Source organism: Staphylococcus gallinarum, from assembly GCF_000875895.1.
Classification (GTDB): domain Bacteria; phylum Bacillota; class Bacilli; order Staphylococcales; family Staphylococcaceae; genus Staphylococcus; species Staphylococcus gallinarum.
Map to the genome: position 1 here is coordinate 152,641 of NZ_JXCF01000026.1, position 13,307 is coordinate 165,947.

At 32.6% G+C, this 13,307-nt stretch carries 10 protein-coding genes; 7 read left to right on the forward strand and 3 right to left on the reverse strand.

Features of this window, described 5'->3' with window-relative positions; all coding sequences use genetic code 11:
* Nucleotides 1-18: 18 nt before the first annotated feature.
* The 3 genes from SH09_RS11520 (at nt 19) to SH09_RS11530 (ending at nt 3,225) form a co-directional block, all read left to right on the forward strand.
* Complete coding sequence (locus tag SH09_RS11520) at nt 19-1,167, forward strand: DUF418 domain-containing protein (protein ID WP_232154868.1); 1,149 nt, start codon at nt 19-21, stop codon at nt 1,165-1,167.
* 117 nt (nt 1,168-1,284) lie between these two features.
* A complete protein-coding gene (locus SH09_RS11525) occupies nt 1,285-2,187 on the forward strand; it encodes a fumarylacetoacetate hydrolase family protein (protein WP_042739795.1) in 903 nt (300 codons plus the stop codon).
* A 648-nt stretch (nt 2,188-2,835) separates the two neighbouring features.
* Nucleotides 2,836-3,225 (forward strand): YisL family protein, encoded by a 390-nt coding sequence (locus SH09_RS11530; protein WP_042739796.1) that lies wholly within the window; start codon nt 2,836-2,838, stop codon nt 3,223-3,225.
* Between the two features lie 265 nt (nt 3,226-3,490).
* Here the strand turns inward: SH09_RS11530 and SH09_RS11535 are convergent, their stop codons facing one another.
* Together SH09_RS11535 and SH09_RS11540 are read right to left on the reverse strand one after the other, a co-directional pair.
* Nucleotides 3,491-4,813, reverse strand: coding sequence for a CoA-disulfide reductase (locus SH09_RS11535; RefSeq protein ID WP_042739797.1), 1,323 nt, complete (start codon nt 4,811-4,813; stop codon nt 3,491-3,493).
* 33 nt (nt 4,814-4,846) lie between these two features.
* Nucleotides 4,847-5,689, reverse strand: a complete 843-nt coding sequence (locus SH09_RS11540; RefSeq protein WP_042739798.1) for a Cof-type HAD-IIB family hydrolase — start codon at nt 5,687-5,689, stop codon at nt 4,847-4,849.
* A 112-nt stretch (nt 5,690-5,801) separates the two neighbouring features.
* Here SH09_RS11540 and SH09_RS11545 point away from each other — a divergent pair, with 112 nt between their 5' ends.
* The 3 genes from SH09_RS11545 to clpB all read left to right on the forward strand — a co-directional run bounded on the left by SH09_RS11545 (nt 5,802) and on the right by clpB (nt 11,359).
* On the forward strand, nt 5,802-6,110 hold the full coding sequence (locus SH09_RS11545; protein WP_042739799.1) for a metal-sulfur cluster assembly factor: 309 nt from the start codon (nt 5,802-5,804) through the stop codon (nt 6,108-6,110).
* A 350-nt stretch (nt 6,111-6,460) separates the two neighbouring features.
* The gene (locus tag SH09_RS11550; protein WP_042739800.1) at nt 6,461-8,266 is read left to right on the forward strand and encodes an acyltransferase family protein; all 1,806 of its coding nucleotides are present in this window, start codon (nt 6,461-6,463) and stop codon (nt 8,264-8,266) included.
* 480 nt (nt 8,267-8,746) lie between these two features.
* A complete protein-coding gene (gene clpB, locus SH09_RS11555) occupies nt 8,747-11,359 on the forward strand; it encodes an ATP-dependent chaperone ClpB (RefSeq protein ID WP_042739801.1) in 2,613 nt (870 codons plus the stop codon).
* A gap of 575 nt (nt 11,360-11,934) precedes the next feature.
* Here the strand turns inward: clpB and SH09_RS11560 are convergent.
* Nucleotides 11,935-12,126, reverse strand: a complete 192-nt coding sequence (locus tag SH09_RS11560; protein ID WP_042739802.1) for a YjzD family protein — start codon at nt 12,124-12,126, stop codon at nt 11,935-11,937.
* 229 nt (nt 12,127-12,355) lie between these two features.
* Between SH09_RS11560 and SH09_RS11565 the strand changes: the two genes are divergently transcribed.
* Nucleotides 12,356-13,297 (forward strand): beta-ketoacyl-ACP synthase III, encoded by a 942-nt coding sequence (locus SH09_RS11565; protein WP_042739803.1) that lies wholly within the window; start codon nt 12,356-12,358, stop codon nt 13,295-13,297.
* Nucleotides 13,298-13,307: the final 10 nt, after the last annotated feature.

The following is a 13,307-nucleotide window of genomic DNA, read 5'->3' on the forward strand; positions in this document are numbered from 1 at the left end:
AATAACTTAAAGGAGCTTATGAAATTGTCATCACGTAAAAGATTATTTGAATTAGATGCTCTCAGAGGCTTTAGTTTATTAGGTATTATATTGATGAATATTTTAAGTTTTAGCTTACCTTATGAACAAGCATTTTTACCAGATATCATTAATAAAGGCCTAGATGAATGGATTTTGAGATTGATTACCTTAGTTGTAATCAGCTCGTTTTATCCTATTTTTACATTTTTATTTGGTTATGGTTTAGCAATAATGTATGCCAATAGTGAAACAAAAGATTTAAGATATTACCCATTTATTTATCGGCGTTTGTCATTTTTACTTATATTAGGTTTAGTTCATGGTTTGTTTATATTTTCAGGTGACATATTATTTGGATATGCATTTACTGGAATGATAGCTGTATTATTCATAAAATGGCGTCCAAGAAAATTGGTTAAGTTAGCTATTATTCTATTTAGCTTAAAGGTCATCTTATTGGTTATTCCATTTTCATTAATAACTTGGTTTACAGATCCTTATGGGGTAACTAATTTTACTGGTAAGACATTAGGACAATTAATAAATATACGCCAAAGTGGTGGTTATTCTGCATTTTTAGGTATTAATATTAAAGAATATATTTTCCGTATATTAGATGTGGTTACCACTTCATCTTACTTTGAGTTTTTACCGTATATTTTATTGGGTATTGCAGCACAAAAGTCGGATTTAATAGCTAAAGTAAGGCAAAATAAATCAAAAATGGTTTACAGAGCAAGTATTTTGGTTGTTTGTGGCTATTTAATTAAGTTACCACATGCAATCGACTATGGGAATAATGCACTAATTAATGTGAGTTCTATGGTTGGTGGACCTATCGTAGCAGCCGGTTATATCTTAATCTTTATTGTACTATGTCAATATGGTCGTTCAGCACAAATTTTAAGTGTCTTTAAATATCCGGGCAGACTCAGTCTGTCGGTATATTTAAGTCAAAGTATTATCTTTACTTTAATTTATATGGGATTTGGACTGGGATTATTTAATAAATTAGCACTTTATCAGTCCTATCTCATAGTTGTCGTTGTTTATGCGATACAACTTATTATGTGCTATTTCTACCTTAAGCAGTATAAGCAGGGCCCAATCGAATGGTTATGGCGAAAGGTAACATATTTAAAGTAAAGGTTGCATAAATGTAAGCGTACTGATTTTTTTTACAAGAACTGGGTATTTATTTGTTATTAAGAGGTAAATATAGTTATAATATGTAATAAGATAAAGATGAGGAGCTGATATTGAATGAAATTCCTATCATTCAGACATAATGAACAGACATCTTATGGTGTGAAAGTAAAGCGTGAAGAAGCGGCATGGGATTTAAAGAAAGTCTTTGCTGATTTTGCTGAAGGAGAGTTTCATCCTAAAACATTATTAAATGGCTTACAACAAAACCAAGTCGTAGATTTCCAAGAACAAGTACGTAAAGCTGTAGTGGCTGCGGAAGACAGTGGAAATGGTGATGCATATAAAGTAAAATTTTCAGATATAGAGTTCTTGCCACCAGTTACACCAACGAACAATGTCATTGCATTTGGACGCAATTATCAAGCACATGCTAATGAATTAAACCATGAAGTACAGCGTTTATATGTATTTACAAAAGCGGCATCGTCATTGACAGGAGATAACAGCACAATACCAAATCACCAAGACATTACAGATCAACTAGATTACGAAGGTGAACTTGGTATCGTTATTGGTAAATCAGGTGAAAAGATACCTAAAGGTTTAGCATTAGATTATGTATATGGTTATACAATTATCAATGATATTACAGATCGTAAAGCGCAAAACGCGCAAGACCAAGCATTCCTATCTAAGAGTTTAACAGGTGGTTGCCCAATTGGACCATACATTGTTACGAAAGATGAATTGCCAACACCTGAAGACGTGAATATTGTGACTAAAGTAAACAATGAAATTCGTCAAGATGGAAATACGGGTCAAATGATTCTTAAAATAGACGAACTTATAGAAGAAATTTCAAAATACGTGGCATTACACCCAGGGGATATTATTGCAACTGGTACGCCAGCTGGTGTTGGTGCAGGTATGAATCCGCCACAATTCTTACAACCAGGGGATGAAGTCAAAGTTACAATCGATAATATTGGTACATTAACGAACTTTATCGCTAAATAATTTAGTAAGCATTTTAGATATAAATTCCAGAAATATAGAGTCTGGAGATTAGTCTTTCAGACTAAAATAGAATCGATGATTTTTACTATGAAATAGTAGAAATCATCGATTTTTCTATTATTATCAAATTGATTAGCACTTAAGTGCTGTTATTTTCTTATATTGATAGCCATTAATGCTAGTCCAAGTTCATGTTTTGACCTTGTTATTCCTCGAAGTGATATGCGAGTGAATCCTAAAATAGCCTTCAAGCATCCCAAAACAAGTTCTTTATCAATTTTTCACTGATTATAGCATTAATGTGTTTCTGAAATTTATAAAATGTGACTTGATCAATTGCTTCATAATTGGGTTCACTCTAAAGCGATTAATGGTTCTATAAGAAAGCGTCTGATTTTGTGCTAACCATATCATACGAATACTATCTCTTAATCTGTATAATTGCGTCTATGTTGATAGTGAATTTAGTAAAGTTTATTTTTAAAATTATTGTACAACGAAATTACCTTTTGAAATATACATCTGTATTGCGTATGATATAGATAGCATATTTTTGTTTACTGAACAAATTGATGCAGTGATTTTTAATATAAAAAAGTTCACTGTTGCATGATATGAATCAAATTAAATCACATGTGGGGGGATTTTATGTTACATATTCATATTACATCATGGGTACTTGCTATTATCTTGTTTTTTGCAGCATATTTTAATTTTTCAGAGAAGCAAGGTCCAACGCCTTATTTTAAACCGATTCATATGTTCTTGAGATTGATTATGGTATTTGTTTTAATTTCAGGATTTTGGATTTGGATTCAAGCATTTGGTGCAGACAACGCAGGTGGCCATATGTTACTTACTTTAAAAATGTTATGTGGTGTTGCTGTTGTGGCACTAATGGAAGTAACAATTGCCAAAAGGAAAAAAGGACAACCAAGTCATGGTATGATGTGGACAACGATTGTATTAATCATTATTACTATGGTGATTGGAGTCATTTTACCTCAAGGTCCTATTACTAAAATGTTTGGACTTTAAATTAATCGCATTATAAGTAGAGTAACCTAATGCAATTGATTTAACATAACCTAAACAAAAAAGTACTTATCCATTGATTATGAGCAAGCCAATACGTCTCAGTTACACTGACTGTCGTTGTAAGGAGTTGCTTAAATAATCGATTAGGATGAGTACTTTTTAGTATGACTTATTCAATTTTTCTTAAGGTCCATGGTTATATAAAAAATGATGTGGTAGTTGAACCATGCTACGAGTGATTTAAGTACAAATGACGAACAATAAATTATAGATTACGTGCTTTATAACCAATCATATTGATAATATCTTTCGGTCTACTATATGGTGGGGCATATGCCACTTCAAAATCTGTTAAATCATCTATAGTAGACTGATGCATCATTGCCATAGACAAGACATCGATTCGTTTGTCTACGCCACTTTTACCTACTGCAGCAGCTCTCAATATTTGTCGAGTATTACTATCAAAGTAAACACGTAAATGTAATTTATGGTTATTAGGATAGTAACCGGCGTGGTCATTTTGATAAACTTCTACCATTTTATAATTAAAGTGAGTTAATTCAGATGGTGAAACACCAACACTTGCAAAGGTATAGTCAAAAAATTTAACAATATTTGAACCTAAATAGCCTTTGAATAGTATCTTCTTATTACCAGCTAGTTGTTCGGCGATGATACTTGCAGCTCGATGTGCTCCCCATGCTAAAGGCACATGTGCAGGTAAGTCCACATGGCGATAATGTGAAGTAATAATATCACCCAAAGCATAAACGTTAGGAATATTAGTTTCGAATTTATTATTAACTGGAATGTAACCATGTTCATCTAAGTGAATTGAAGATGATTGTAAAAATGCTGAATTTGGCTTAACCCCAACACCTTCAATAATTAAATCAAACGTTTTTACAGCACCTGATTTAAAATGTACTTCGTTACCTTCGACTTTTACGACTTCTTCATTTAAACGGTATGGAATACCGCGTCTATCCATTTCTTCAATAATCGGTTCATTCATGTCGGAATCCATTAATTTATTAATATGTTCAGAACGATGAATTAACATCGGTTGAATATTGCGTTCGTATAAATTATCTAATATCTCTAAACTGATGTAACCAGCACCAATAACTAATGCATTTTGTACTTGATGATGTTCAATAAATTGGTAAATAGCATCAGTATCCTCCATATTACGTAAAGTAAAGGCAATTGGACTATTTAAATTGAGATGATTAGCACTGCAACCAGGACTTAATACGAGCTTATCATATTCAACTGTATAGGATTGTTCAGCCTTTTTATCGTAAACAATGACTTTATTTTCAGCTGTATCTACTGCAGTGACTTCGTGATAGGGTTTTACCGTGATTTGCTTACTATCATAAAATTGTTCAGGTGTTGCTTCTAAAACGAGGTCTCTTGAAGTGACAACATTACCAATATAATACGGCAATGCGCAATTAGCGAAACTCATGTCTCTATCTTTTTCAAAGACAATGATTTCACTTTCTTTATCTAATCTTCTTATTTGACTTGCGACCGTCGCGCCTCCAGCTACAGCACCTACAACGACTATTTTAGACACAGTCAACAACCTCCTTTAAGCAAAAATAATGCATTATATTTTAGATTTAATTGTTGCTTCGTACGGGATATTTAATTCAAAGAATGTATTAAGGTATCTACCGATGCCATCTTCATTGTTAGAATAAGTAACTTCATTGGCAACATGCTTTAGTTCATCAAGGCCATTGTCCATTGCAATGCCATATTTCGCATATTTAATCATTTCTAAATCATTATCCTCATCGCCAAAGGCAATAATTTGATTACGATCTATGTCTAGATGATGTTTTACATAGTCAATACCTTTTGCCTTGCTGATACCTTGTTTGACAATTTCAATAACTGGGAACGGTGATCCCCAACGACGGTGCTCGATATTCTCTGCATAGAATCTTGTTAACATTTGTTTAACACGTGGAATCATTACTTCTTCTGCTTCCACAAGTATTGATGTAGGTGATTCAGTTAATGCTGTTAGTAAATCGCCTGTTTCTACTTTTGGTGTTCCCATAGAGAAGCCATCGAATAATTTTTGATCAAAGTTATTAATAAATACATGATCTTTAACTTCAGCAATAATATTAGATACACCATAGTCATTTAGAGATTGGATAATGCTCTTAGACAAGTCCAAATCTAATACCTCGTGTACTGTTTTAAAGTTATTATCTTTAGGGTGATGGACGAAAGCACCATTAAAATTAACGACAGGTGTATCCATATTAAGTTCATGATAATAAATTTGACTAGCTCGATATGGACGACCGGTAGCTATCATAAGCTTATGTCCTTGCGCTTGTAACGTTTTTAGTACTTCCTTTGTATAAGGTGAAATTTCTTTATCATCATTTAACAATGTGCCATCTAAGTCTAAACATATTAAAAAAGGTTTCATTAAAATCTCCTTAAGTTATAATAATAGTGTATGAATATCATAGCATTTTATTGGCGTTTTGTAAGATATTTGATATATTGTTAATATCATTAATAACGAAGAGGTGAGACGAATGGATGAAGGATTAAAGGATAGCATACTTAATGCACTCGAAATGGTAATTGACCCTGAGTTAGGAATTGATATTGTAAACTTAGGTTTAGTATATAATGTCGACGTGGATGATGACGGTTTATGTACGGTTGAAATGACATTGACTTCAATGGGATGTCCTCTAGGACCGCAAATTATGAACCAAGTTAAAATGGTATTAGCTGAAATACCTGAGATTTCAGATACAGAGGTTAATATTGTTTGGAGTCCACCATGGGACAAAGATATGATGTCTCGCTACGCTAAAATTGCGTTAGGCATTGGCTAATAAAGAAGTGAATAAATATCTTGTTTGAGACTAATTAACACATCTTAGATTTTTAAAGGTGTGTTAGTTGGTCTTTTTTTATTCTATTTAGTGGGGTGAGTAGTTTGAGTTAAGTATATTTCGTAGTGAATATAGTTACGATTTGCCACTGTTCAGTGAAAGAATGAAAATGTTTGAGTTTATTTAAAATGCGAATTATAATCTATAACTACAAAAATATTAAATATTATTATCGTGCAAAATTATTAAATTAATTGCAGTTACATTACAAAAGTATTACAATAACTTAGTAAAATGGATGAAATATGCATAAATAGATTTAAAATTTGAGTATGAAGGTTTGATTTTAAATGAATAGAGATTCAAATTTGGGAATGAACAAACACCGTCATACACGTTATATGCCTGGCCTTGATGGTTTAAGAGCAATTGCGGTCTTAGCAATTATTATTTACCATCTTAATAAACAGTGGCTAACGGGTGGTTTTTTAGGTGTAGATACTTTCTTTGTTATTTCTGGTTATTTAATTACTAGTCTATTACTGAAAGAGTTTGAAGAAACTGGAAGTATCAATTTAAAGCAATTCTGGTTACGTAGAATGAAACGACTCATACCTGCCGTTTTTGTGTTGGTAGGCGTAGTATCTATGATGACACTGATTTTAAAACCAGATCAAATCGTAAATATTAAGCATGATGCATTTGCAGCAATATTTTATGTATCCAATTGGTGGTATATTATGACTGATGTAAACTACTTTGAACAGTTTGCATTTATGCCATTAAAACATTTGTGGTCACTAGCGATAGAAGAGCAGTTTTACATAATTTTTCCAATAGTCCTGATCACATTACTATTAACAGTTAAGAAATATAGAAATATAACCTTGATTTTTTGGATTGTTTCATTAGTTTCATTGTTGTTAATGGTATTAATTTCTGAACCTCATATGGAACATTCTAGAGTATACTTCGGTACTGATACTAGACTACAAACGATGTTGCTTGGTGTCCTACTCGCATTTTTATGGCCACCATTTAAATTGAAAGCTAATCCACCTCGTATCTTGTCACATACAATTGATGGATTAGGAATTGTCAGTACAGTGGTTATTATCATGTTATTTATTTTTGTTGATGACAATAGTGATTGGATTTACAACGGTGGATTCTATGTTATATCAGTGTTGACTCTTTTTGTGATATTGAGTGTTGTCCACCCATCAGCATATTTTGCAAAGGTAATTGGTAATCCGCTATTTGTATATATTGGCAAACGTTCTTATAGTTTATATTTATGGCATTTTCCGGTAATAAGCTTTATCCATTCCTATTATGTGGAAGGGCAAATACCAATTTATGTGTATGTATTGGATATCATAACTACATTAATCTTGGCAGAATTATCATATAGATACATCGAGACACCATTTAGAAAATATAGCTTTAAAGCTTTCTCACTCAATCGATTTAAACGGGTGTCCTTTGTTAGGACAGTCGCATTATCTATTATTTTAGTACCAACAGTGTTTATATTTGCTGGTGCATTTGATCAATTAGGGAAGGATCAACAACAACACAAACCAACAAGCTTTTCTTCACAAAAAAAGGACGGCAAAAGTAAAACAGCAAATAACAGTAAAGATGATGCGAAACATAAAGAAGATAGTACATCTAACAAAGTCTATAAAGATATCAAGCCATTGCTTATTGGTGATTCTGTTATGGTAGATATCGGAGAGTATTTTACAGAGCGTGTACCAAATGCAGAAATTGATGGTAAAGTTGGTCGTAATTTATACGAAGCAACGCCATTGATTCAACAAAAATATGAAAGTTACAATAAAGCTGGTAATAAAGTTGTATTAGAATTGGGAACTAATGGTGACTTTTCTAAAGCACAATTAAATGAATTAATAAGTCAATTTGATAAGGCAGATATTTATCTCGTCAATACACGTGTTCCGAGAGGTTATGAATCACATGTAAATAAATTGATTGCAGACGCAGCAAAAGAACATAAAAATGTGAAGGTTGTTGATTGGTATAAACGTTCGAAAGGACATACTGAATACTTTGCTTCTGATGGCATTCATTTACAACCATCAGGAGTCAGAGCCTTATCAGATGAAATTACGAAACAAATAACTCAATAATATCTATTAAATGATGGTAATTCTTTGTTAAATATCTAACAAGGATTACCATTATTTTTTGTGGCGTCATAGTTCGATATAAGTTGAATATAATTACAATAAGTTGCTGATATGTGAGCGTAAGTTTGCTGAACCGATAGACAGTTTTATAAATAGATCATTTATTAATGACAGTGTTATAACTTGCTACGATAAGTTTAAACAAATAAGTATTGGTAATATAAAAAATATGTATAAAATATTGTTAAAAGGATAATGACATAATTCTAATTAACATTTGGCATGAAAACGATAAACGTTTGATTGAGCAATTTATTTTGAGCGTATTATTTTCTATAAACGCTTAAAAAATTATGATTAAAATAAATCATAATGGTTGATAAATCATGAAAGAGGGACTATAATTAAATTAAGGTCAAAGAAAGTCAAAGTCAAATTAACTTTGGTTTGATCAAACACTCAATGGTGAGGTGAATCATATTGGATATTAATCAAATGACCTATAAAGTTCAATCAGCCTTACAAAAGGCAATGGAATTAGCTAAAACATATGAAAATCAAAATATAGAAATTGAAGCAATATTAGCCGCTGCATTAAATGAAGATGAAAGTTTATTTAATAGTGTACTTGAACGTGCCAATATTGATACAAACGAATTATTAACAACTTATAATAATAAATTAAAACAATATCCAACTGTTCAAGGTGACAACGTTCAATACGGGCAGTATATAAGTGCAAAAGCAAATGAATTATTTACTAAAGCTGAAGATTATATGAAATCATATGAAGATGAATTTATATCAATGGAACACTTAATATTATCAGCAATAGACATAGATACAACGACAGCACAATTTGTCGGCAATAAAAAAGAAGTAATAACGGAAATAATTAAAAAAATAAGAGGAGGAAATCATGTGACATCACAAAACCCTGAAGTTAATTATGAGGCGTTAGAGAAATATGGTCGTGATTTAGTAGAGGAAGTACGTCAAGGTAATATGGATCCAGTCATTGGACGTGACGAAGAAATTCGTAATGCGATTCGAATTTTAAGTAGAAAGACAAAAAATAATCCTGTGCTAATTGGTGAACCGGGTGTAGGTAAAACAGCAATCGTAGAAGGATTAGCACAAAGAATTGTGAAAAAGGACGTGCCAGAGTCATTATTAGATAAAACAATATTCGAGCTTGATTTAAGTGCACTTGTTGCAGGTGCGAAATACCGTGGCGAGTTTGAAGAACGCTTAAAAGCCGTATTGAAAGAAGTTAAAGAGTCAGATGGAAAAATCATTTTATTTATTGATGAAATCCATATGTTAGTAGGCGCAGGTAAAACTGAGGGCGCAATGGATGCAGGAAACATGTTGAAACCCATGTTAGCACGTGGTGAATTACATTGTATTGGTGCAACAACACTTAATGAATATAGGGAATATATTGAAAAAGATTCTGCATTAGAACGTCGTTTCCAGAAAGTAAATGTATCAGAGCCTGATGTAGAAGATACAATTTCTATTTTACGTGGTTTAAAAGAACGCTATGAGGTATATCATGGTGTTAGAATTCAAGATAGAGCACTTGTTGCAGCTGCAGAATTATCAAATCGCTATATTACGGATCGATTCTTACCTGATAAAGCAATAGATTTAGTCGACCAAGCTTGTGCTACGATTAGAACAGAAATGGGTTCAAATCCAACTGAATTAGATCAAGTTAATAGAAGAGTAATGCAGTTAGAAATTGAAGAGTCTGCATTGAAGAATGAATCAGATAATGCAAGTAAACAACGTCTACAAGAGTTACAAGAAGAATTATCTAATGAAAAAGAAAAGCAAAATGCAATTCAATCACGTGTTGAAGAAGAAAAAGGTAAAATTGCTAAGCTTCAAGAGAAACGCACTGAATTAGATGAAAGTAGAAAAGCATTAGAAGATGCTGAGAACAACTATAACTTAGAAAAAGCAGCAGAATTACAACATGGTAAAATACCAGAACTTGAAAAAGAATTACAAGAAATGGAAGCTGCATTCCAATATGAGCAAAATGGAGATAGCGACCGTATTATCAGAGAAATTGTTACAGATGAAGAAATAGGTGATATCGTTAGCTCATGGACAGGTATTCCTGTTTCTAAATTAGTAGAAACTGAAAGAGAAAAATTACTAAATCTTGCAGATATACTACATGAACGTGTCGTAGGCCAAGATAAAGCAGTAGATTTAGTAGCTGATGCTGTAGTAAGAGCAAGAGCAGGGATTAAAGATCCTAACAGACCAATAGGCAGTTTCTTATTCTTAGGTCCAACTGGTGTAGGTAAGACAGAGCTAGCTAAATCGTTAGCGTCTACTTTATTTGACTCTGAAAAACATATGATTCGAATTGATATGAGCGAATATATGGAGAAACATTCCGTTTCAAGATTAATTGGTGCACCTCCAGGTTATGTTGGTCATGATGAGGGTGGTCAACTCACAGAAGCGGTTAGACGTAATCCATATTCAGTTATTCTGTTAGATGAAATCGAAAAAGCACATTCTGATGTATTTAATGTGTTGCTGCAAATACTAGAAGAAGGACGTTTAACTGATTCTAAAGGTAGAGCAGTAGACTTTAAAAATACAATTATTATCATGACTAGTAACATTGGTTCTCAGATCTTACTTGAAAATGTTAAAGACGCCGGTGTGATTACAGAGAATACTGAAAAAGCAGTTATGAATAATTTAAATCAATATTTCAAACCAGAAATCATTAATCGTATGGATGATATTGTCTTATTCAAACCATTAACAGTTAATGATATGAGTTTAATCGTAGACAAAATTTTAACACACTTAAACATTCGTTTGATGGAACAACGTATTTCAATAGAAGTGTCAGATGTAGCAAAACAATGGTTAGGCGAAGAAGCATACGAACCACAATTCGGTGCAAGACCATTGAAACGATTTGTACAACGTCAAATTGAAACACCATTAGCACGAAAAATGATACGAGAAAACTTCCCAGAAGGTACAACAATCAGCATTGATTTATCTGAAGATGGTTTAACATTCGAAGAACACAAACCACAAACAATACAATAATCATAGGAATACAGTCTGGGATCTAAATACCCAGCATTAAGCCCATCAAAGATCAAAAATCTTTGATGGGCTTGTTATTTCTATCAATACTGCGTATTGTTATTACTTGCTTACCAAGGGGGCTGGGTCGAGCATTTATCGCGCCACGCATCTTACTCCCTCAGTTGTCTCGCAAACAATACGCAGTTCTTATATGTTAGCACTACAAAAAATTAGACACTTTATAATGAATTAATTGAAACAGAAATTATCCCTGAGGTAAAACAAGAAATGAATAACAGGTTAAGAGACGAAGATTTAAATAAAATCACAAATCAGCTATTTTAGTCTGAAAGAATAATGTCTCAGACCCTATGTTGTTATTAAATGAAATTTTCAGGTATTGACCACACATGATAAATGTAGTTGTTATGTCTTGTTAAGAAAGACTGTGCATCATACAAAATATAAATGCTACAAAAAATATTCACCACATTAACATCCAACTTATTGATACATATGATGCATATGATTAGCTTAATTAATCATGCAATAACAAAAAAAGACAAGCCTTTGTACTGGCTTGTCAAAATACTTTATGATTCTTTAGATTGTTTGGTAGAAGGTTTTACAACCAAATCAAATAATGCAATCAGAATTGTAAATACGACTGCTGCAATGATTGGTGTAATTAAATTTAATGCACCGCCACCATCTAAACTGTTTAATACAAAATTAACCATCTCTAATAATAGAACAGCCCAAAATAACACTGCGAGGTATTTCATTATGTAATGCCTCCAATTTAATATATATAGTTACATTATAAATAAGAAAGCGCTATTTGTATAGTATTTATCAGCAGAATATATTCATTTGCATTGTACAAAGATTTTCTTTAATTTATAATAAAATAGGTATTTCACCTACATATTAGTCATAGTTCTTGTATTTCAAATGTGTATTATGTTAAATTAATACCTGGTATTAAAATTATAATTAAGAAGGTGTTCAACTATGAACGTGGGTATTAAAGGTTTCGGTGCATACGCTCCAGAAAATGTTGTAGATAATGCCTATTTTGAAACATTTTTAGAAACATCCGATGAATGGATTTCAAAAATGACAGGAATTAAAGAAAGACGATGGGCTAGTGAAGATGAAGAAACATCGGATTTAGCTTATAAAGCAAGTTTAAAAGCAATTGAGGATGCAGGTATTGAAGCATCTGATATTGATATGATTTTAGTGGCAACATCGACAGGAGACTATCCGTTTCCAACAGTTGCCAATATGTTACAAGAAAAATTAGGTACCGGAAAAGTAGCATCAATGGATCAATTAGCAGCATGTAGTGGATTTATGTATTCAATGATCAATGCAAAGCAATTTGTACAATCCGGTGATTATAAAAACGTATTAGTTGTCGGTGTCGACAAATTATCAAAAATTACAGATTTAACTGATCGTTCGACTGCTATTTTATTTGGTGATGGCGCAGGCGCTGCTATTATTGGTGAAGTATCGGAAGGGCGAGGTATTTTAAGCTATGAACTTGGTTCAGATGGTTCTGGCGGAAAATATTTATACTTAAATCCTGAAAACAGCAAAATCTTTATGAATGGTCGTGAAGTATTTAAATTTGCTGTAAGAATTATGGGCGAAGCTTCTACAAATGCAGTTGCTAAAGCAAATCTTCAACCAGAAGATGTTGATATGTTTGTACCACATCAAGCAAATATTCGAATCATGGAATCTGCACGAGAACGCTTAGGTATTCCAAAGGAAAAAATGAGTGTGTCAGTTGATAAGTATGGTAATACTTCAGCTGCTTCAATTCCTTTGAGTATTGCTCAAGAATTAGAAAATGGAAAGATTAAAGACGATGATGTCTTAGTGTTAGTTGGATTTGGTGGCGGCCTAACATGGGGTGCTGTCACACTAAGATGGGGAAAATAGGAGGATAAAA